The sequence below is a fragment of the Mycobacterium sp. 852014-50255_SCH5639931 genome, assembly GCF_001665605.1.
GTDB classification, from domain to species: Bacteria; Actinomycetota; Actinomycetes; order Mycobacteriales; family Mycobacteriaceae; genus Mycobacterium; species Mycobacterium paraffinicum.
Genome location: NZ_LZSV01000026.1, coordinates 65,427 through 85,612 on the forward strand (window position 1 = coordinate 65,427; position 20,186 = coordinate 85,612).

General features: G+C 69.4%; 19 protein-coding genes. 6 read left to right on the plus strand and 13 right to left on the minus strand.

What is annotated here, in order from left to right; all coding sequences use genetic code 11:
* Positions 1-5 precede the first annotated feature (5 nt).
* Entirely contained in the window at positions 6-1,613 is a 1,608-nt protein-coding gene (fadD12, locus tag A5758_RS15660) for an acyl-CoA ligase FadD12 (protein ID WP_156622660.1), read from the plus strand.
* Positions 1,613-2,875: an alpha/beta hydrolase gene (locus A5758_RS15665; RefSeq protein ID WP_067741644.1), complete on the plus strand. Its 1,263-nt coding sequence runs from the start codon at positions 1,613-1,615 to the stop codon at positions 2,873-2,875. Before fadD12 ends, A5758_RS15665 begins: the two co-directional genes overlap by 1 nt.
* A 27-nt stretch (positions 2,876-2,902) precedes the next feature.
* On the opposite strand, the gene A5758_RS15670 is transcribed toward A5758_RS15665, so the two are convergent.
* From A5758_RS15670 to uvrC, 5 genes are read right to left on the minus strand one after another with little or no spacing between them, the layout of a single operon-like run.
* Positions 2,903-4,294: a wax ester/triacylglycerol synthase family O-acyltransferase gene (locus tag A5758_RS15670; protein ID WP_067207445.1), complete on the minus strand. Its 1,392-nt coding sequence runs from the start codon at positions 4,292-4,294 to the stop codon at positions 2,903-2,905.
* Between the two features lie 53 nt (positions 4,295-4,347).
* Complete coding sequence (gene whiA, locus A5758_RS15675; protein ID WP_040624208.1) at positions 4,348-5,325, minus strand: DNA-binding protein WhiA; 978 nt, start codon at positions 5,323-5,325, stop codon at positions 4,348-4,350.
* Positions 5,322-6,398, minus strand: a complete 1,077-nt coding sequence (yvcK, locus tag A5758_RS15680) for a uridine diphosphate-N-acetylglucosamine-binding protein YvcK (RefSeq protein WP_067741647.1) — start codon at positions 6,396-6,398, stop codon at positions 5,322-5,324. Before yvcK ends, whiA begins: the two co-directional genes overlap by 4 nt.
* Entirely contained in the window at positions 6,395-7,309 is a 915-nt protein-coding gene (gene rapZ, locus A5758_RS15685; RefSeq protein ID WP_067207440.1) for an RNase adapter RapZ, read from the minus strand. Before rapZ ends, yvcK begins: the two co-directional genes overlap by 4 nt.
* Complete coding sequence (uvrC, locus tag A5758_RS15690; protein WP_067207437.1) at positions 7,306-9,249, minus strand: excinuclease ABC subunit UvrC; 1,944 nt, start codon at positions 9,247-9,249, stop codon at positions 7,306-7,308. The genes rapZ and uvrC overlap by 4 nt, the downstream gene beginning before the upstream one ends.
* Positions 9,250-9,542: 293 nt before the next feature.
* Between uvrC and A5758_RS15695 the strand changes: the two genes are divergently transcribed.
* Complete coding sequence (locus A5758_RS15695; RefSeq protein WP_066945085.1) at positions 9,543-9,881, plus strand: hemophore-related protein; 339 nt, start codon at positions 9,543-9,545, stop codon at positions 9,879-9,881.
* Positions 9,882-9,924: 43 nt separating this feature from the next.
* Here A5758_RS15695 and A5758_RS15700 read toward each other — a convergent pair whose 3' ends face one another.
* The 3 genes from A5758_RS15700 to A5758_RS15710 are packed head-to-tail and all read right to left on the minus strand — an operon-like array spanning position 9,925 to position 12,186.
* Complete coding sequence (locus A5758_RS15700) at positions 9,925-10,335, minus strand: PH domain-containing protein (protein WP_067741650.1); 411 nt, start codon at positions 10,333-10,335, stop codon at positions 9,925-9,927.
* Between the two features lie 47 nt (positions 10,336-10,382).
* Complete coding sequence (gene ribH, locus A5758_RS15705) at positions 10,383-10,862, minus strand: 6,7-dimethyl-8-ribityllumazine synthase (protein WP_067207430.1); 480 nt, start codon at positions 10,860-10,862, stop codon at positions 10,383-10,385.
* A gap of 46 nt (positions 10,863-10,908) precedes the next feature.
* A complete protein-coding gene (locus A5758_RS15710; protein ID WP_066945094.1) occupies positions 10,909-12,186 on the minus strand; it encodes a bifunctional 3,4-dihydroxy-2-butanone-4-phosphate synthase/GTP cyclohydrolase II in 1,278 nt (425 codons plus the stop codon).
* Between the two features lie 567 nt (positions 12,187-12,753).
* On the opposite strand from A5758_RS15710, the gene A5758_RS25295 reads away from it, so the two are divergent.
* A complete protein-coding gene (locus A5758_RS25295; protein WP_231987333.1) occupies positions 12,754-13,029 on the plus strand; it encodes a hypothetical protein in 276 nt (91 codons plus the stop codon).
* Between the two features lie 36 nt (positions 13,030-13,065).
* Here A5758_RS25295 and A5758_RS15715 read toward each other — a convergent pair whose 3' ends face one another.
* Positions 13,066-13,668, minus strand: coding sequence for a riboflavin synthase (locus A5758_RS15715; protein ID WP_067741654.1), 603 nt, complete (start codon positions 13,666-13,668; stop codon positions 13,066-13,068).
* 129 nt (positions 13,669-13,797) lie between these two features.
* Here A5758_RS15715 and A5758_RS15720 point away from each other — a divergent pair, with 129 nt between their 5' ends.
* Entirely contained in the window at positions 13,798-14,505 is a 708-nt protein-coding gene (locus A5758_RS15720) for an LppX_LprAFG lipoprotein (protein ID WP_067207422.1), read from the plus strand.
* Positions 14,502-16,058 (plus strand): MFS transporter, encoded by a 1,557-nt coding sequence (locus A5758_RS15725; protein WP_067207419.1) that lies wholly within the window; start codon positions 14,502-14,504, stop codon positions 16,056-16,058. The genes A5758_RS15720 and A5758_RS15725 overlap by 4 nt, the downstream gene beginning before the upstream one ends.
* A gap of 6 nt (positions 16,059-16,064) precedes the next feature.
* Here A5758_RS15725 and ribD read toward each other — a convergent pair whose 3' ends face one another.
* The 4 genes from ribD to fmt are packed head-to-tail and all read right to left on the minus strand — an operon-like array spanning position 16,065 to position 20,120.
* On the minus strand, positions 16,065-17,087 hold the full coding sequence (gene ribD / locus A5758_RS15730) for a bifunctional diaminohydroxyphosphoribosylaminopyrimidine deaminase/5-amino-6-(5-phosphoribosylamino)uracil reductase RibD (protein ID WP_067207415.1): 1,023 nt from the start codon (positions 17,085-17,087) through the stop codon (positions 16,065-16,067).
* Positions 17,084-17,773: a ribulose-phosphate 3-epimerase gene (gene rpe / locus A5758_RS15735; protein WP_067207411.1), complete on the minus strand. Its 690-nt coding sequence runs from the start codon at positions 17,771-17,773 to the stop codon at positions 17,084-17,086. The genes ribD and rpe overlap by 4 nt, the downstream gene beginning before the upstream one ends.
* Before the next feature lie 32 nt (positions 17,774-17,805).
* A complete protein-coding gene (locus tag A5758_RS15740; protein ID WP_067207406.1) occupies positions 17,806-19,191 on the minus strand; it encodes an RsmB/NOP family class I SAM-dependent RNA methyltransferase in 1,386 nt (461 codons plus the stop codon).
* Positions 19,188-20,120, minus strand: a complete 933-nt coding sequence (gene fmt, locus A5758_RS15745; protein WP_067741832.1) for a methionyl-tRNA formyltransferase — start codon at positions 20,118-20,120, stop codon at positions 19,188-19,190. Before fmt ends, A5758_RS15740 begins: the two co-directional genes overlap by 4 nt.
* Positions 20,121-20,186 lie beyond the last annotated feature (66 nt).

Here is a 20,186-nt window from a genome sequence, read left to right on the forward strand (position 1 = left end):
CTCCGATCAATCAAGCCCTCGGGCTCATCACCACGCTGCGGCGCGCCGGCATGATCGCGCCGATGCGGCCCGACCGCTACCTGAAGATCGCCGCCGCCATGCGCCGCGAGGGCATGGGGATGACCGTGGGCTTCGCCGGCGCGGCGCAACGCTGCCCGGACCGGCCGGGCCTGGTCGACGAGCTCGGCACGCTGACCTGGCGCCAGCTCGACGAGCGGATCAACGCGCTCGGCGCGGCGCTGCAGGACCTGCCCCCAGGCCAACCCAAGGTCGTCGGGATCATGTGCCGCAACCATCGCGGCTTCGTCGAAGCGGTGGTGGCCGCCAACCGGATCGGCGCCGACGTGGTGTTGCTCAACACGTCGTTCGCCGGACCGGCGCTCGCCGAGGTGGTCAACCGCGAAGGCGTCGACGCCGTCATCTACGACGAGGAGTTCACCGAAACGGTGGACCGCGCGCTGGCCGACAAACCGGACGCCACCCGCATCGTGGCCTGGACCGACGGGCACCACGAGCTGACGGTCGAGAAACTCATCACCGATCACACCGGCCAACAGCCCGAGCGCACCGGCCGCAAGGGCAGGATGATCCTGCTGACGTCCGGCACCACCGGAACTCCCAAGGGCGCCAATCAAACCGGCGGCAACGCCGGCATCGGCACGCTCAAGGCCATCCTGGACCGCACGCCATGGCGGGCCGAAGAGACGGTCGTGGTCGTGGCGCCGATGTTCCACGCGTGGGGCTTTTCGCAGTTGATCTTCGCGGCGTCGATGGCGTGCACGGTGGTCACCCGGCGCAAGTTCGACCCGGAGGCGACGCTGGACCTCATCGACCGGCACAAGGCGACCGGCCTGGCGGTGGTGCCGGTGATGTTCGACCGCATCATGGAGCTGCCGCCCGAGGTGCGAAAGCGGTACAGCTGCAAGTCATTGCGATTCGCGGCGGCTTCCGGCTCGCGGATGCGGCCCGATGTCGTGACCGCGTTCATGGACGAGTTCGGCGACGTGATCTACAACAACTACAACGCCACCGAGGCCGGCATGATCGCCACCGCCACCCCGGAGGACCTGCGCGCGGCACCCGACACCGCGGGCCGCCCGGCGGGCGGGACCGAAATCCGGATCCTGGACAGCGAATTCAACGAACTGCCCACCGGTGAGGTCGGCACCATCTACGTCCGCAACGACACCCAGTTCGAGGGATACACCTCGGGCACCACCAAGGATTTTCACGCGGGGTTCATGTCGTCGGGCGACGTCGGCTACCTCGACGAGGCCGGCCGGTTATTCGTGGTCGGCCGCGACGACGAGATGATCGTCTCCGGCGGCGAGAACGTCTATCCGATCGAGGTGGAGAAGACGCTGGCGGCGCACCCCGACGTGGCCGAGGCCGCGGTCATCGGCGTCGACGATGAGCAGTACGGCCAGCGCCTGGCGGCATTCGTGGTCTTGAGCGCGGGCGCCCAGGCCACGCCCGAGACGCTCAAACAGCATGTCCGGGAAAACCTGGCCAACTACAAAGTCCCCCGCGAGATAGCCGTCCTCGACGAACTCCCGCGCGGCAGCACCGGCAAGATCCAGCGCAACGAACTGCAATCTCGGGTCAACGGCTGATGCGCCGCCTCGTCCGCCCCCGGCCGCTGGCGCGCGCCACACTGGAACTGGCCAACGCCGCCAACGGATTACGGCCGCTGGCGCGCAAGGGCTACAGCACCGTGCTGGTCTTCTGGTTCGGCTGGCCGACGTCGGAGGTGCCCGGCGTCTATTTCTCCGTCTCGCTGCTGGACGCGCTGCGGCGCGCGCGGCGCGGCCACTTCGCGGGACGGCGCGGCAAGGCGGCGCTGGCCCTGACGGCCGCGTCGTGGGCGATCCTGGGGGTGATCCGATACCGCGCCATCACCACCCCCGGCCCCGTGCTCGAGGCCGGGCTGCGCGAGCAGCTCGGACACGATTACGAAGAGGCGCTGAGCAAGCTGCCGCACGCCAAGCCCACGCGCAGCGGGCGGCGCAGCCTGCCGCTGGGCAACACCGTGGCCCGCCGGCGCTACGTCGAGAAGACGAATGTGGTGTCCTACGGCCCGAACGGCCGCGCGAACCTCGCCGACATCTGGCGCCGCCGCGACCTGCCGCGGGACGCGAAGGCGCCCGTGCTGCTGCAAGTGCCCGGCGGGGCCTGGATGATCGGGATGCGCCGGCCGCAGGCCTATCCGCTGATGAGCCACCTGGCCGCCCGCGGCTGGGTGTGTGTCTCGATCGGCTATCGCGTCTCCCCCCGCCACACCTGGCCCGACCACATCGTCGACGTCAAACGCGCGCTGGCGTGGGTCAAGGAGAACATCGCCGACTACGGCGGTGACCCCGACTTCGTCGCGGTCACCGGCGGCTCCGCGGGCGGACACCTGTGCGCACTGGCGGCGCTGACCCCCAACGACCCGCAATTCCAGCCGGGCTTCGAAGACGTCGACACCTCGGTGGCGGCCGCCGTCCCGATCTACGGTCGCTACGACTGGTTCTCGACCGAGGGCGAAGGCCGCCCCGAATTCGTCTCCCTGCTCGAAAAGTTCGTGGTGAAGCGGGAATACGACGCGCACCGCAACGTCTACGTCGACGCCTCGCCGATCCGGCGGCTGCGGGCCGACGCGCCGCCTTTCTTCGTGCTGCACGGCTGCGACGATTCGCTGATTCCCGTCGGCGAGGCCCAGGAATTCATCGAGGAGCTGCGCGCGGTGTCGAAGTCCCCCGTCGCCTACGCCGAATTACCAAGCGCGCAGCACGCTTTCGACATCTTCAGTTCGCCCCGGGCGCATCGATCCGCCGAGGCCGTCGCGCGGTTCCTGTCCTGGGTGTACGCGACGAACCCACCCGATCGCGACTAGGGCTGATGGCGGCGACCCGCCGAGGACTCACTCCCGCGCGGCGGCCTTCTCCAGCTCGGTGAGCGCCGGCTCGATGCGGTCGGCCATGTCGTCAATGTCGTTGGCCACCTCGGGCGTCGTCACGAAACCGAAGTCCAGATAGTCGGTGTAGGAGAAGCAGGTGATGTTCAGGGCGACGTCCATGACGGGCGGGCCGAGCGGCACCAGCGAATCAAGCCTGGCGCCGGCCATGTACAACGGGAACGGCGGACCCGGCACATTGGACACAACCAGGTTGATGGGGGCCAGGTTTCGCGACAACCCACTGGCCGTGTAGGCCCGCGCGGCCAACTGCAGCAACCCCGGCGGCGTGGTCTCCGTCAGCCCCATGATCTGATGCGCCGACAGCGCCTTGGCCATCAACTTGGCGTTCTGAGTGCTCTCGTGGATGGCCCGCAGCCGCTCGGCGGGATCGTCGACGTCGGTCGCGAGCGACACGGTCATCGAGCTCACCTTGTTGCCGACGTCGTCCTTGTCGTCGTCGGTGCGCGTGGAGACCGGGATCTGGGCGATGAGCGGCTTGGCCGGCAGCTCGCCGCGCTTCTGCAAGTACTCGCGGGCCGCGCCGGCCACGAGCGCCAGCACCACGTCGTTGAGCTTGACGCCGTAGGCATCTTTTACGGCCTTGGCCCGGGCCAGCTCGATGCGGCACCCGGTGATCCGCCGGTGCGGCGTCACGGGCGCATTGAACCGCGTCTTGGGCGCCTCGAAGTAGCGCGGGGGCCGGTCGCTGCTCACACCCAGCGCGGCGATCTGCTGGCGCACGGTCTGCTCCATCAGCCGGGCGATGCGGAAGGGCGTCTTGACTCCGAGGTTGATGAGCGCACCCACCGCGCGCCGCTCCAGGCCCGGAATCTTCGATCCCACCAGCGATCCCACCGTTTCCTGTTGCGGCGGCCGCGGTTCCGGCGTGACATCCAAAAGAATTTCACCTAGGCCGGCACCCGAGACGCCGTCGACGATGGCGTGGTGCATCTTGGTCAGCGACGCGATCCGGCCGCCCTCGACGCCCTCGATCACCCACATCTCCCACAGCGGCCGGGCGCGGTCCAGCTTGTAGGACATCAACCGGCCCACCAGCTCCTCGAGCTCGCGACGGCCGCCCGGTGCGGGCACCGCGATGTGCCGGATGTGGAAGTCGACGTCCAGGTCCTCGTCTTCGACGAACCACGGCCGGTCCAGCCCGAGCGGCGCGCCGGTGACCCGCCACCGCAGCTGCGGCAGTTCGGGCAGCCGCTCGATGATCAGTTCGCGGAGCCGCTGGAAGCTGTATTCGGGCGCTTCCTTCGGGTCGCAAATCGCCAGTGCGCCCACATGCATGTGCCAGCCCGAAGTTTCGGCCGACCAAAACGCCGCATCAACGCTTGAAAGCCGCTTCATCCCCCGACCGTAGCCCCCGCCTACTCGTTGCGAACAGCAAATGACGCGACCAGTTACGCGTCTTCCAGCAAATCCGGCGTCACCGCCGACTCGGTGTCTGGAATGCCCTCGATCTTGGCCTTGCGGTCGGCCATCGACAGCAGCCGTCGAATGCGCCCCGCCACAGCGTCTTTCGTCATCGGGGGGTCAGCGAGCCGGCCGAGCTCCTCCAGCGAGGCCTGCCGGTGCTCGACGCGCAGCTTGCCGGCCGAGGCCAGATGGTCGGGCACGGTGTCGCCGAGAATCTCCAGCGCGCGTTCCACCCGGGCGGCGGCCGCGACCGCGGCCCGCGCCGAGCGGCGCAGGTTGGCGTCGTCGAAGTTGGCGAGCCGGTTGGCCGTCGCCCGCACCTCGCGGCGCATCCGGCGCTCCTCCCAGATCAGCCGGGTGTCCTGGGCGCCCATCCGGGTCAGCAACGCGCCGATCGCCTCCCCGTCGCGCACCACGACCCGATCGGCGCCACGCACCTCGCGGGCCTTCGCGCTGACCCCGAGCCGGCGCGCCGCGCCCACCAACGCCAGCGCGGCCTCCGGGCCGGGGCAGCTGACCTCCAGAGCCGACGACCGTCCCGGCTCGGTCAGCGACCCGTGCGCGAGGAAGGCTCCGCGCCAGGCGGCTTCGGCGTCGCCGACGCTGCCGCCCACGACTTGGGCGGGCAGACCACGCACGGGCCGGCCGCGGTTGTCGAGCAGTCCGGTCTGGCGTGCCAGCGCCTCGCCGTCGTTGGCCACGCGCAGCACGTAGCGGGTGGTCTTGCGAATCCCGCTGGCCGACAACACATGCACGACCGCGTTATAGCCGTAGAGCTCGAAGATGTCCTTGCGCAGTCGCCGCGCGACGTTGCCCAGGTCCACCTCGGCCTCCACCACCACCCGACCGCCGACGATGTGCAAACCGCCGGCGAACCTCAGCAGGGACGTGACTTCCGCGCGACGCGCACTGACCGATTTCACGACCAGGCGGCTGAGCTCGTCCTTGACTTCGGTCGTCATCGCCACGCGTCGTCACTCCTCGGTCCGCTGCCGCCCGGTCCATCTCCACCGGTCTGTGGACTTGCACCGTCGACCCGAATATCCGCGGTGGCCGTGACCGGAGGCGCCCCCGGACCCTTGCGGGCCGCCCGGACCCCGTCCAGGGCCGCCGCGAGTTTGCCTGGATCATGTAAAGGTGTACCAGGTCGGGCCACGTCGGCGAAGTGGACCTCGGCGGAAAGCAGCGTCGCGGTGCGGCGCAGGTGCTCCCGCTCCCGCTCACTGGGCACCCGCTCGGCGTCGATGATGATGTCGTGCACGGTGAACCCCGGGGCGTGCTGGGCCAACACGTGCAGATGACGCTCGACGGAGAAGCCGGCCGTCTCCCCCGGCTCGGCCATCAGGTTGAGCACCAGCGCCCGCCGGGCGGTGGTGGCCCGCAGCGCCGCCGCCAGACCAGGCACCAGCACGTGCGGGATCACGCTGGTGAACCACGAGCCGGGACCCAGCACCACCAGGTCGGCGGCCATGATGGCGTCGACGGCCTGCCGGGTCGCCGGCGGATCGGACGGCAGCAGGCGCACCCGCCGGACCTTGCCCGGTGTGGTGGCGATCGCCACCTGGCCGCGAATCAGCCGGAATATCCGCGGATCGGTCTCGAGGCCGGACACGTCCGCCTCGATCTGCAGCGCGATCGGACACATCGGCAGCACGCGGCCCTTGACGCCGAGGATGCGGCCCAGCTCGTCGAGGGCGGCCACCGGATCGGCCAGCACCTCCGACAGCCCGGCGAGCAGCAGATTGCCGATCGGGTGCCCGGCCAACGCCCCATTGCCGCCGAAGCGGTGCTGCAGGATGGTCGCCCAAAGGCGACCGTGCGGGCTGTCGGATGCCAAGGCCGCCAACGCCATTCGCAGATCACCCGGTGGCACCACATCCAATTCGCTGCGCAGCCGCCCGGAGGAGCCACCGTCGTCGGCGACGGTCACCACGGCGGTGACGTGCGGCGTCAGCCGGCGGGCCGCGGACAGCGTCGCGTACAGGCCGTGCCCGCCGCCCAGCGCGACGATGCCCTGATTCGTCGGCGCGTTCATTCGCGACCCAGATCCCGGTGCAACACCCGCACCGAAAGTTGGGCTTCGCCCGGATGGGCCTTGAGGACCTGCATCAGCGCTTCGGCGATCGCAACGCTGCGGTGCTTGCCACCGGTGCAACCGATGGCGACCGTCATGTAGCGCTTGCCCTCCCGGCGGTAACCGTCGACGACCAGAGACAGCAACCGATGGTAGGCGTCGAGAAACTCCGCGGCGCCGGGCTGACTCAACACGTATTCACTTACGGCCGGGTCCTGCCCGGTGAGCGGGCGCAGCTCGTCGACCCAGTGCGGGTTCGGCAGGAACCGCACGTCCATCACCATGTCGGCGTCCATCGGCAGGCCGTACTTGAAGCCGAACGATTCGACGGTGACGCTGATCGACGTGCTGGCTTCGCCACCGAACGCGCGCTCGATGCTCTCCCGCAAGCCCCGCACCGACAGCGTCGACGTGTCGATGATCAGGTCAGCGGTGGCGCGCACCGGGGCCAGCATCCGGCGCTCGGCGGCGATGCCCTCGGCCAGGGTCTGGTCGCCCTGCAGCGGATGGCTGCGGCGGTTCTGCTCGTAGCGGCGCACCAGCATGTCGTCGGATGCCTCCATGAACACCACCCGGGGCCTGATGTTGCGGGTGGCCAGCTCGTTGCGCACCTCATCGAGGTCACCGGTGAAGCCGCGCGACCGCACGTCCATCACCACCGCGAGCCGGGTGATCCGCGACCCCGCGTCCATGCCGAAATCCACCATCCGCGTGATCAGCTGGGGCGGCAGGTTGTCGGCCACATACCAGCCCAAGTCCTCGAGCACCTTGGCCGCAGTACCCCGCCCGGCACCCGATAACCCGGTCACCAGAACGACATCGATGCCGGCCGGGGCATCTCTGGTGTGGCCCTCCGCCAATTCACCCGTCATTCGGCTTCTCCGGGCGGGTCAGGTCGCAACGCCTCCAGGACGGCGGTGGCGGTGGCCACACCGATACCGGGAACGGCCGTGATCTGGTCGACGGTGGCCTCCTTGAGGCGGGCTATGGATCCGAAATGGGTTACCAGCGCCTTGCGGCGATGCTCCCCCAATCCTGGCACCGAATCCAGCGCCGAGGCGGTCATTCGCTTGGATCGCTTGCTGCGATGGTATGTGATGGCGAACCGATGCGCCTCGTCGCGAATCCGTTGCAACAGATAAAGCCCTTCGCTGTTGCGCGGCATGATGACGGGATCCGGCTCGGACGGCACCCATATCTCTTCCAGCCGCTTGGCCAGACCGATCACCGCGACGTCGGTGACGCCGAGGTCTTCGAGCACGGCGCTGGCCGCGTTGACCTGAGGTGCGCCGCCGTCGACGACGTAGAGGTTGGGCGGATAGGCGAATCGGCGCGACTTTCCTTCGGGCGAAAGCATATTCGGGTCGTTTTGTTCACTCAGGTGTCGTGCGAACCGGCGCCGCGTCACCTCGGCGATGGAGGCAACGTCGTCGGAGCGCCCCTGCCCCGCGGCTTCGCGGATCCCGAAGTGGCGGTAGTCGGACTTGCGCGGCAGGCCGTCCTCGAACACCACCAACGAGCCCACCACGTCGGTGCCCTGCACGTGGCTGATGTCGACGCATTCGATGCGCAGCGGCGCATCGGCCAACCCGAGGGCTTCCTGAATGTTCTGCAGCGCAGCCGATCTGGCGTTGAAGTCGCCGGCCCTTCTCAGCTTGTGTTGCTGTAGCGCGTCTTTGGCGTTGCGTTGCACGGTTTCGGCGAGCGCCCGCTTGTCGCCGCGGCGCGGCACCCGCAGCGCGACCCGAGAACCGCGCAGGCCGGACAGCCAGCTGGCCAATTCATCGGAGTTGGACGGCAGGCAGGGCACCAGCACCTCGCGCGGCACCGGGTTGGCGGCTTCGTCGGCGGCGCCGCCCAGTTCGGCCTGCTCGCCGTAGAACTGCGTCAGGAACTGCTCGACCAACTGCTCCTCGCCGGAATCACCCGCCTCCGCCGACTTTTCGACGATCCAGCCGCGCTGACCGCGCACCCGGCCGCCGCGGACGTGGAACACCTGGACCGCCGCCTCCAGCTCGTCGTCGGCGAAGGCGACCACGTCGGCGTCGGTCCCGTCGCCGAACACCACGGCCTGCTTCTCCATCGCGCGCTTGAGCGCGGACAGGTCGTCACGCAGCCGCGCGGCCCGCTCGAAGTCGAGTCGCTCGGAGGCGGCGTTCATCTGCTGTTCCAGTTCGCGGGCAAAGCGATCGGTCTTGCCCGACAGGAAGTCGCAGAAATCGTCGACGATCTGGCGGTGCTGCTCGGCGCTGACCCGGCCGACGCAGGGCGCCGAGCATTTGTCGATGTAGCCGAGCAGGCACGGACGGTCGATCTGCTTGTGCCGCTTGAACACACCGGCCGAACAGGTGCGGGCCGGGAACACGCGGGTGAGCAGGTCCAGCGTCTCCCGGATCGCCCAGGCGTGGGAGTAGGGCCCGAAATAGCGCACGCCCTTGCGGCGCGGGCCGCGGTAGACCATCAGGCGGGGGAATTCTTCGTTGAGGGTGACGGCCAGCACCGGGTAGGACTTGTCGTCGCGGTAGCGGACGTTGAAGCGCGGGTCGAACTCCTTGATCCAGTTGTATTCGAGCTGCAACGCCTCGACTTCGGTGTTGACCACCGTCCACTCGACCTTGGCGGCGGTGGTCACCATCTGCCGGGTTCGCGGATGCAGGCCGGCGACGTCGGCGAAGTATGACGTCAGCCTGCTCCGCAGGCTCTTGGCCTTCCCGACGTAGATGACTCTCCCGTACGTGTCCCGGAATCGGTAGACGCCCGGCTCGACCGGGATGGACCCGGGCGGGGGGCGATACGTGGCGGGATCTGGCACCCATCCAGGCTAGTAGTCGCGAAGGGGGTGCCGGCCCGTCGGGAGCACCGCTCGGCACGCCGGATTCGGCACCCCTGGTTCGAGCGCCGCACCCATGCCACCCGTAACGCATTCGAGCGCTTGTTCGATATACAAGTCGGCCGCCGAGGGATCCGCCATTTCCCAAAAGGGCCGACGACCTGGGGTTACGACGACTAACCGACGGTGTGGACGGTTTGGGCGGCCCTTGTTCTGGTTACCAAGGGGGTAGCTGGACGTTACAGTGGGTGGCAATCAATGGAGGGAGTCCACAGATGTTCAAGCGCTCGTTGACCAGGCTCGCGATCGGGGTTGGCGGTCTGGCATTGGCGTCGACCGCCGCCGCCGGGGTCGCATCGGCTGCCCCCGATTACGGCCCGATGATCAACACAACCTGCAGCTACGACCAGGCGATGCGGGCGGTGCACGCGGAGAATCCGATGGCCGCTCAGTACCTCGACCAGTCGCCGCCGAACCAGCAGTTCTTGCAGCAGTACCTGGCGTCATCGCCGGATCAGCGCGTGAACCTGCTGCACGCCATCGAGCACAACCAGGGCGCGCAGCAGGCTTTGCCGATCTTCCAGCAGATGATGACCGACTGTAAGAACTTCTGACCCATCCACCTGACGGGCTATCCTGCGCACACGGATAGCCCGCTCAGTGGGTGTGCAGGTCGGGCCGATACCGCGCCAATAGCGACCGCACGGTGTCCATGGCGTCGACCGCGCGCTCCTTGTCGACGGCCTGGATGGCCATCACGGGTATGTACTCGTCGTCGGGCAGGTCGATGCGCGCCCAGCGGTTCCCCACCGGGAACGAGATACCGGCGACGTCCGGCCACTCGATCAATTTGTCGCCCAGCAAGTTACGCACCGATATGCCGGCCGCCCCCACGCGCAGCCGGGGCCGGGCGAACATCAGCACCACGCCCGCGAGCACCAGGCCGAGCAGCGCCATCGCCACCTGGTCGCTCGTCTGGAATACCACTCCGGTGGATCCGACCTTGAGCAAAAAGCCGATCGCGATGTGCACCGCGGCGATGGTGAAGGCCGCGCCGTAGACGAACATCGGTGTGCGGTGCGGACGCAATACGACGTCCCACCCGTCGCGCTCAGTCACGACCGTGCGCGCAGGTCACGCAGCGTCAGCGCCGCGGTCAGGGCCGCCCCCGCCGCCTGGGCGCCCTTGTCCTCGACCGACTCCGGAAGCCCGGCGCGATCGAGCGCCTGCTGTTCGTTGTTGGTGGTCAGCACCCCGTTGGCAACGGGCGTCGACGCATCCAGCGCCACCCGGGTCAAACCCTGGGTCACCGCATCGCAGACATACTCGAAATGTGGTGTTCCGCCACGTATTACGACGCCCAAGGCGATGACCGCGTCGTGGTTGCGGGCCAATTCCTGCGCCACCACCGGGATCTCGATCGCGCCAAGCACGCGGACCACCGTCGGATTGTCGATGCCCGACTCGGCAGCCACCTTGCGGGCGCCGGCGAGCAGGGCATCGCAGATCGTGCTGTGCCAGGTACTCGCCACGATGCCGAGCCGCAGACCGGACGCGTCGAGCGCCGGGATCGCCGGCTCCCCGCTACCGCTCACCTGCGCCGCTCCTCCTCATCGCTTCGCTCTGCATCGTCGCCGGCGGTCACAGAGCGCCGCCGAATTCGCCTGGCAGATGAACCGATTCGTGAAAGTCGTCGAGGCCGGCCAAGTCGTGGCCCATCTTGTCGCGCTTGGTCATCAGGTAACGGATGTTCTCCGCGTTGGCGCGGACCGGCAGCGGCACCCGCTCGATGATGTGCAGGCCGTACCCGTCCAGCCCGACCCGCTTGGCCGGGTTGTTCGTCAGCAGCCGCATCGAGCGGACGCCAAGATCGACCAAAATCTGCGCCCCGATTCCGTAATCCCTTGCGTCGGCCGGTAATCCGAGTTTGAGGTTGGCGTCGACGGTGTCCTCGCCGGCGTCCTGCAGCTGGTAGGCCTGCAGTTTGTGCATCAGGCCGATACCGCGGCCCTCGTGGCCGCGCATGTAGAGCACGATGCCGCGGCCCTCCCGCGCGACCATCGCCATCGCGGCGTCGAGTTGGGGCCCGCAATCGCAGCGGCGGGAACCGAACACGTCACCGGTCAGGCACTCGGAGTGCACGCGCACCAGAACGTCGTCACCGTCGGCGTTCGGCCCGGCGATCTCGCCGCGCACCAGCGCCACGTGTTCGACGTCCTCGTAGATGCTGGCGTAGCCGATGGCGCGAAACTCGCCGTGCCGGGTGGGGATGCGGGCCTCGGCGATCCGCTCGATGTGCTTCTCGTGCTTGCGCCGCCACTCGATCAGGTCGGCGATGGTGATCATCGCGAGGTCGTGCTCGTCGGCGAAGACCCGCAGCTCGTCGGTCTGCGCCATCGAGCCTTCGTCCTTTTGGCTGACGATCTCGCAGATCGCGCCCGCGGGTTGCAATCCCGCCATCCGGGCCAGGTCGACGGCGGCCTCGGTGTGGCCGGGGCGGCGCAGCACGCCACCGTCCTTGGCGCGCAACGGAACCACGTGGCCGGGGCGCGTGAAATCGTTGGCGATGCTGGCGGGATCGGCCAGCAGGCGCATGGTAGTGGCGCGATCGGAGGCCGAAATGCCGGTGCCCACACCGTTCTTCGCGTCGACGGTGACGGTGTAGGCCGTCCCGTGCTTGTCCTGGTTCACCGCGTACATGGGCAGCAGCCCCAGCCGGTCGCAGATCGCGCCGTCCAGCGGGACGCACAGGTACCCCGAGGTGTAGCGGACCATGAACGCCACCAGCTCCGGCGTCGCCTTTTCGGCGGCGAAGATCAGGTCGCCTTCGTTCTCGCGATCCTCGTCGTCGATGACGACCACGGCCTTTCCGGCCGCAATGTCGGCAACCGCCCTCTCGACGGAGTCCAACCTCGTCATCGTCGCTACCTTGCTGTCTCAGGGGTCCGCAGGAAGAGCCCAAGTGTTGCATTCAGTATGAACCACCGCGCGGGCCGCGTTATTGCCGCGGCGTCCGCGAGGGACCGGGCCACCCCCGGCACATTGCCGCGTTCGGCTATGTACATCCAGCGCGGCGAGGTCGACAATGGGTTTCATGGCGAATCGAACCGCCAGGTCGATTGCCGCAGTGTGTGGTGGTGTTGCTGCGCTGGCGTTCGGTGGTGTCGTCGGTGCTGTCGGCCCCGGCGGCGCTGGTGCCCCGCGCACGTACGCGGACCCTTCGCCGACCGTGGACCCGGCGCCCTCGGCGCCGGACGACCAATGCTGCGATCCGGTCCAACCCCAGGCCGTCGGCTCGCACTGCATAATCGGCCTGAACTGTGGGCAATTCCGCAACCGCACGCGGCCGCCCACGCCCGCGCCCCCTGCTCCGGGCGTCCCCCAGCAATAGTCCGTCCGAGCGCTTCGGCCGGCAACCAACTGCCGCTGCGGATGGGCGCGGCGAAACGGCTCCCGATCGGGCGCCAGCAATCTACGCTGAGCGGCATGAGAATCGCAGTGAGACTGGCGGTACCGGTCGTGACCTCGATGTTCGCGGCCGGACTTGCAGCGGGTATCGCCTGCCCGCAACGGGCCACGGCCGACGCGTGCGCTGACGTCGGCGGTCGGCATGTGAGCGTCGGCGGGTGCACGGATCCGGGGCGCTGGGGCAACTGGGTCCTTCCGGCGGGCGCGATGACGGTCCCGCCACCCGACGCACCCCCGCCGTGCTACACCCCGTCCGGCGAGCCGTACTGGACGCCGCCGGGCGAGCCCTGCTGACCGAACCGGCATGCGGCGCACTTCCCCGAACGCGGCCTAACGCGGGGTCAGCAGCCGCTCAACGTATTTCGCGATCACGTCGACTTCGAGGTTGACCTGCGTTCCGACCGGGGCGCGGCCCAGGGTGGTCAGCTCGCGGGTGGTGGGAATCAGCGAAACCTCGAACCAGTCCCCCGGTCCGGCACCGAGCCCGGAGACCGTCAATGAGATGCCGTCGACGGTGATCGACCCCTTCTCGACCACGTAGCGGGCCACCTCCGCGGGGATCTCGATCCGCACCACTTCCCAGTGCTCGGACGGCTCCCGGCTCACCACGTGGCCCGTACCGTCCACGTGCCCCTGCACGATGTGCCCGCCGAGCCGGCTGTTGATCGCCGCGGCGCGCTCCAGGTTGACCGGGCTGCCGACCTGCAGGGAGCCCAGGTTGGACCGGTTGAGGGTTTCGGCCATCACGTCGGCGGTGAACTGGCCGTCCGGCAGCAGCTCGACGACCGTCAGGCAGACGCCGTTGACGGCGATCGAGTCGCCGTGCCCGGCGTCGGAGGTCACGACCGGTCCGCGGATGGTGAGCCGGGCGGCGTCGGCGAGCACATCGCGGCCGGTCACCTCCCCGAGCTCCTCGACAATTCCGGTGAACATTCCATCAGGTTAATCGGCCGTCCAGATGCCGCAGCCGCACTGGTGAGCAGGCCAAAGCGTCAGCGCCGTGCCGACACCGCGGCCCCACGTCTCCCAAGCCGGTCATGGGCACCCTCTACGATGCAAGGTATGCAGACCCGCCGCCGTCTATCGGCCGTCCTCGCATCCCTGACCCTCGCCACCGCCTTGATCGCCGGCTGCTCGTCCGGCTCAAAGCAGAGCGGCGCCCCGCTGCCCGACGCCACGACCCTGGTCAAGCAGTCGGCCGATGCCACCAAGAATGTGAAGAGCGTGCACCTCGTGCTGAGCATTCAGGGCAAGATCCAGGGGCTGCCCATCAAAACGCTGACCGGTGACCTCACCACGGCGCCGGCCACCGCCGCGTCGGGCAACGCCACGATCACCCTCGGCGGATCCGACATCGACGCCAACTTCGTGGTCGTCGACGGCAACCTGTACGCCACCCTGACGCCCAACAAATGGAGCGACTTCGGCAAGGCGTCCGACATCTACGACGTTTCGGTGCTGCTGAACCCGGACACCGGGCTGGCCAACGCGTTGGTGAACTTCACCAACGCCAAGGCCGAGGGCCGCGACACCATCAACGGTCAGAGCACGATTCGCGTCAGCGGGAACGTCTCGGCGGATGCGGTGAACAAGATCATGCCGCAGTTCAACGCGACACAGCCGGTGCCGAGCACGGTGTGGATCCAGGAGACCGGCGACCACCAGCTGGTCCAGGCCAACATGCAGAAGAGTTCCGGCAACTCCATCCAGGTGACACTGTCCAACTGGGGCGAGCAGGTTCAGGTCACCAAGCCCCCGGTGAGTTCATGAGTTCGCAGACCGGCCGCCGCGTCGCGATCAGCGCCGGCAGTCTGGCGGTCCTGCTGGGCGCCCTGGACGCCTACGTCGTCGTGACGATCATGCGCGACATCATGAGCGACGTTCACATCCCGATCAACCAGCTGCAGCGCATCACCTGGATCATCACGATGTACCTGCTGGGCTACATCGCCGCCATGCCGCTGCTGGGGCGGGCCTCCGACCGGTTCGGCCGCAAGCTGGTGCTGCAAGTCAGCCTGACCCTGTTCATGGTGGGGTCGGTGGTGACGGCGCTGGCCGGGCACTGGGGCGATTTCCACCTGCTGATCGCCGGCCGCACCATCCAGGGTGTGGCCAGCGGCGCGCTGCTGCCGGTCACGCTCGCCCTGGGCGCCGACCTGTGGGCACAGCGCAACCGCGCCGGCGTGCTGGGCGGTATTGGCGCCGCGCAGGAGCTCGGCAGCGTGCTGGGCCCGCTGTACGGAATTTTCATCGTGTACTTGTTCCACGACTGGCGCTACGTGTTCTGGATCAACGTCCCGCTGACCCTGATCGCGATGGCGATGATCCAGTTCAGCCTGCCGTCGCACGAAAAGGTCGAGAACCCTGAGAAGGTCGACCTGGTCGGCGGTGTGCTGCTCGCGGTCGCCCTGGGCCTTGCGGTCATCGGCCTGTACAACCCGCAACCCGACGGCAAACAGATCCTGCCGAGCTACGGGCTGCCGCTGGTCATCGGGGCGGTCATCGTCGCGGTGCTGTTCCTGCTCTGGGAACGGTTCTCGCGCACTCGGCTGATCGAGCCGGCGGGGGTGCACTTCCGCCCGTTCCTGGCCGCGCTGGGCGCGTCGCTGGCCGCGGGCGCGGCGCTGATGGTGACGCTGGTCGACGTGGAGCTGTTCGGCCAGGGCGTGCTGCAGATGGACCAGACGCAAGCTGCCGGGTTGCTGCTGTGGTTTTTGATCGCGCTGCCGATCGGCGCCGTGCTGGGCGGCTGGATCGCCACCCGGGTCGGCGACCGGGTGATGACCTTCATCGGGCTGATGATCGCGGCCTACGGCTACTGGCTGATTCACTACTGGCGCCAAGACGTGCTGAGCCAGAAGCACGACATCTTCGGGGTGTTCAGCGTCCCCGTGCTGCACGCCGACCTGCTGGTAGCCGGTGTGGGCCTCGGCCTGGTGATCGGGCCGCTGACCTCGGCCGCCCTCCGGGTCGTGCCCTCGGCCCAGCACGGCATCGCCTCGGCGGCGGTGGTGGTGGCCCGGATGACGGGCATGCTCATCGGTGTGGCCGCGCTGAGCGCGTGGGGCCTCTACCGGTTCAACCAGATCGTCGCCGGGTTGACGGCCGCCATACCTCCCAACGCCTCCCTGCTGGAGCGGATCGCCGCGCAAGGCACGATGTACCTCAAGGCGTTCGCGATGATGTACGGCGACATCTTCAGCGCCACCGTGGTCATCTGCATCGTGGGTGCGCTGCTGGGCCTGTTGATCGGTGGCCGCAAGGAACACGCCGAGGAACCGGAAGTGCCCGAGCCGCAGACGATCTCATTGGGCGAGCGCTAGGCGCTCCTACTCGCCGCGCGGCACCAGGCTGAGCAGCAGATCCGGCCCCACGCGGTCGACTCCGTCGAATTGCCAGCGCAACGCCCGCGCGATGGTAGGCACCCCGACGTCGTTGACCGCCGAGACCGGGCCGCCGAGCAGCATCGGCGCGACGTAAACCAGGATGCGGTTGACCGCCCCGGCCCGCAGGAACGCGCCGGCGAGGGTGGGGCCGCCCTCCAGCAGGACGTCGGTGCGGTCCGAAAGCGCCTTGATCACCTCCATGGGATCGTGCGTGCGAATCACCATGGTCCGCGAATCGTCGTTGAGAACCTTTGCCTCCGGCGGCATCTCGCGCATGCCCACCACCACGCGCAGCGGTTGCCGGTTGGCCAGCGATCCGTCGGGCAGCCGCGCGGTCAGCGCCGGATCGTCGGCCAGCACGGTGCCGGTGCCCACCACGATCGCGTCCGCGGCCGCGCGGCGGCGATGCAGGTCCAACCGGGAGGCCTCGCTGGAGATCCACTGACTGGTGCCATCGGCGGCCGCGCTGCGGCCATCGACGCTGCTGGCGTACTTCCAGGTCAGGTGCGGCAGCCCGGTCCGCTGCTTGTGCAACCACTCCCGCAGCGGTCCGCCGGCCACTTCGTCGGCCAGCACCCCGGACGTCACCCGCACGCCCGCTTCGGCTAGCCGGGCCGCGCCGCCGGCGGCGATCGGGTTCGGGTCGGCGACGCCGTAAACCACCGCCCCCACCTTGGCTTCCAGCAGGGCGTTCACGCAGGGTGGGGTCTTGCCGTGGTGGTTGCAAGGCTCCAGGGTGACCACCGCGGTCCCGCCGGCCGCCAGCTCGCCGGCCCGCCGCAGCGCCAACACCTCGGCGTGGTCGCCCCCGGCGGGTTCGGTGCCGCCGACTCCGACCACCACGCCGTCGGCGTCCAGGATGACGGCGCCCACCGGCGGATTCGGATATGTGGCGCCCTTGACGTGGTTGGACTGCTCGATCGCCAGGCGCATGGCCGCGTCGAGGCCGCCGGCGGGTTGATTCATCGGCGCAGGTGCGGCGACGCGGCGGCGGCCTGCCTCCGCAGCGCCGCGATGGCGGCCTGCGGGTCCTCCGCGCCGTAGACGGCCGACCCGGCGACGAAGCAGTCGACGCCGGCCTCGGCGGCCTGCTCGATGGTGTCGTCGTTGATGCCGCCGTCGATCTCGACCAGGATCGTCAGCTCCCCCGCGTCGATCAGCTTGCGCGCGGTGCGGACCTTGCTCAGCACCTCGGGGATGAAGCTCTGGCCGCCGAAGCCGGGCTCGACCGACATGATGAGCAGGGTGTCGAACTGCGGCAGGATTTCCAGGTACGGCTCCAGCGGGGTTCCCGGCTTCACGCTGATGCCCGCCTTGGCGCCCGCGGCGCGGATGTCGCGCGCCACCGCGACCGGGTGGTCGGTGGCCTCGGCGTGGAAGGTGACGTTGTAGGCGCCCGCCTCGGCGTAACCGGGCGCCCATCGGTCGGGGTCCTCGATCATCAGATGGCAGTCCATCGGGATGGCCGTGGCGGTCAGCAGGCTCTCGACCACCGGGAGGCCGATGGTCAGGTTGGGCACGAAGTGGTTGTCCATCACGTCGACGTGCAGCCAGTCGGCGCCCACCACCGCGGCCGCTTCGTCGGCCAGCCGCGAGAAATCGGCGGACAGAATGGACGGCGCGATCAGGGGCCTACCGGTGTTACCAGGCATGTGCGCCACACTACTGAGCCGCGCCGGAGGGTTCACGCTTCGCGGCGCAGCGCGGCGGCAAACATGGCGTCGGTGCCCTGCCGATGCGGCCACAGCTGGACATGCGGCCCATCCCCCAGCCCGGTGACGGGCTCGAACAGCGGCCGGGTGTCCAACGCGCACACCGGGTGCCGGCGCAGCGCGTCGGCGACCACCCCGACGGTTTCGGCGAGGTGGGGCGAACAGGTCGCGTAGAGCACCACACCGCCGGGCCGGGTGAGCGCGATCGCGGCGCCCAGCAGCTCGCGTTGCAGCTTCGTGAGCATCGGCACGTCGGCCGGCTGCCGCCGCCACCGCGCCTCGGGCCGGCGCCGCAACGCGCCCAGCCCGGTGCACGGCGCGTCCACGAGCACCCGGTCGAAGGTCGGCTCCAGTTCGGTCTGCCGCCCATCGACCCGCAGCACGTCGACCGGGAGCCCTCGGGTGTTCTCGGCCACCAGGTCGGCGCGGCGCGGGTTCGGCTCCACCGCAGTGACGCGGGCCCCGGAACCGGCGCCCAGGGCGGCCAGCAGCGCGGTCTTGCCGCCCGGTCCGGCGCACAAATCGAGCCACCGCCCGGTGTCGTCCTCGACCGGCGCCAGCGTCAGCGCCCGCGCCACCAGCTGGCTGCCCTCGTCCTGGACCAGCGCGGCGCCGTCGCGCACCGGCGCCATCCGCCCGGGGTCGCCGCCCGGCAGGTACACCGCATAGGGCGAATACCGGCCGACCGTGCCACCCACGGCGTCGGCCAGTTCCGCGGCCGTCAGTACCCCGGGGCGGGCCGCCAGGTGCACCTGAGGCCGTTCGTCGTCGCTGGCCAGCACCGCGTCGAGTTCACCGGCGTCCACTCCCAGCGCGTCGGCGAAGGCCTGCGCGATCCAGCGCGGGTGCGCATGCACGAAGGCGGCATGCCCGACCGGGTCTCGCGACGGGTCGGGCGCCAGTTCCTCGACCCAGGACTTCTCGTCGCGCGCGGAGATTGCACGCAGCACGCCGTTGACGAAACCCGCTCGGGCCGAATCGAATTCGATGCCGGCCTGCTCGACCGTGGTGGACACGGCGGCGTACTTGTCGACCCGGGTGCGCAGCAACTGGTACGTGCCGAGTCGTAGCAGGTCGAGCAGTATCGGGTCGATGGTGTCCGGCGAGCGGCCGGCGGCGGCGCCGATGACCGCGTCGAGCAGGCCCCGGCTCCGGCAGGTGCCGTAGGTCAGTTCGGTGGCGAACGCGGCGTCGCGGCCGCTGATCCCGCGCTCGCGGAGCAGCGCGGGCAGCGCCAGGTTCGCGTATGCGTCGCGCTCGCTGACCGCCCGCAGCACCTCGAACGCGGCGGCACGCGCGGGGTCGAGCGGCCGGCGCCGCTTGCCGCGCCCGCGATCCGGCGGTCGGGGCCGGCTCACGTCGCCCGCACAGCGGAGTCGAGTCGGGCGCCGCGCGCCCAGTCGACGGCATCCATGAGTTTCTTTCCGGGCGGCTGTATCTGGCCCAGCCGCACGGCTTGCGAACCGGTGCCGATCCACACGCTTTTACGGTCGACGTGAATAGCGCCGGGCGCCAATGATTCTGGGCCGCCCGCGTCGACGTGCACCGGACCGAGCTTGACGCGGAGGTCGCCGACCAGCGTCCAGGCGCCCGGGCTGGGTGTCACCGAACGGATCCGGCGCTCCACGACTAGCGCCGGCAGGTCCCAGCGCACCCGGGCCTGCTCGACGGTGATCTTCGGGGCGATGCTGACGCCGTCGGCGGGTTGCGGCCGTGGCGTCAACGTCTGATCGGCGATGCCGTCCAGCGTGGTCGACAGCAGCGCCGCACCCGAAACGGCCAGCCGCTCAAGCAGTTCACCCGCGGTGTCGGTGGGCCGGATCGTCTCGGTGACGACACCGTAGACGGGGCCGGAGTCCAGGCTGGGCTCGATCTGGAAGGTGGTCGCCCCGGTGATGGTGTCCCCGGCCGCGATCGCCGCTTGCACCGGGGCCGCCCCGCGCCAGGCCGGCAGCAGCGAAAAGTGCAGGTTGATCCACCCGCGCGGGGGCACCGCGAGCAGGCCGTCGCGCAGCAACGCGCCGTAGGCCACCACCGCGCAACAGTCCGGTGCCAACTCCGACAGCTCGGCGACGAACTCTGGCGCGTTCGGCCGCGCCGGTCGCAGCAGTGGGATGCCACGGTCGAGCGCCTCGCGGGCCACCGGCGAGGGCTGCGGCTTGCCGTGCCGGCCGACTGCCGCGTCGGGCCGGGTCAGCACGGCGATCACCTCGTGACGCGGCGAGTCGATGAGGCGGCGCAGCGCGGGCAGCGCGGGTTCGGGGGTGCCGGCGAAGACTAGGCGCACCGGCACAGTCTAGAAAGCCAGGACGGCCGTCCCGCCCAAAGTTGCGCATGTATATTGTTTCTAATC

Coding starts and splice junctions, on each gene's coding strand:
- A5758_RS15720 (WP_067207422.1), top strand. CDS start 13,798: ATGCAGACCCGCCGCCGTCTATCGGCCGTCCTCGCATCCCTGACCCTC.
- A5758_RS15715 (WP_067741654.1), bottom strand. CDS start 13,668: ATGTTCACCGGAATTGTCGAGGAGCTCGGGGAGGTGACCGGCCGCGAT.
- A5758_RS25295 (WP_231987333.1), top strand. CDS start 12,754: ATGAGAATCGCAGTGAGACTGGCGGTACCGGTCGTGACCTCGATGTTC.
- rapZ (WP_067207440.1), bottom strand. CDS start 7,309: ATGACGGGTGAATTGGCGGAGGGCCACACCAGAGATGCCCCGGCCGGC.
- A5758_RS15695 (WP_066945085.1), top strand. CDS start 9,543: ATGTTCAAGCGCTCGTTGACCAGGCTCGCGATCGGGGTTGGCGGTCTG.
- whiA (WP_040624208.1), bottom strand. CDS start 5,325: ATGACGACCGAAGTCAAGGACGAGCTCAGCCGCCTGGTCGTGAAATCG.
- A5758_RS15725 (WP_067207419.1), top strand. CDS start 14,502: ATGAGTTCGCAGACCGGCCGCCGCGTCGCGATCAGCGCCGGCAGTCTG.
- ribD (WP_067207415.1), bottom strand. CDS start 17,087: ATGAATCAACCCGCCGGCGGCCTCGACGCGGCCATGCGCCTGGCGATC.
- A5758_RS15710 (WP_066945094.1), bottom strand. CDS start 12,186: ATGACGAGGTTGGACTCCGTCGAGAGGGCGGTTGCCGACATTGCGGCC.
- yvcK (WP_067741647.1), bottom strand. CDS start 6,398: ATGAACGCGCCGACGAATCAGGGCATCGTCGCGCTGGGCGGCGGGCAC.
- A5758_RS15700 (WP_067741650.1), bottom strand. CDS start 10,335: ATGTTCGTCTACGGCGCGGCCTTCACCATCGCCGCGGTGCACATCGCG.
- rpe (WP_067207411.1), bottom strand. CDS start 17,773: ATGCCTGGTAACACCGGTAGGCCCCTGATCGCGCCGTCCATTCTGTCC.
- A5758_RS15670 (WP_067207445.1), bottom strand. CDS start 4,294: ATGAAGCGGCTTTCAAGCGTTGATGCGGCGTTTTGGTCGGCCGAAACT.
- A5758_RS15665 (WP_067741644.1), top strand. CDS start 1,613: ATGCGCCGCCTCGTCCGCCCCCGGCCGCTGGCGCGCGCCACACTGGAA.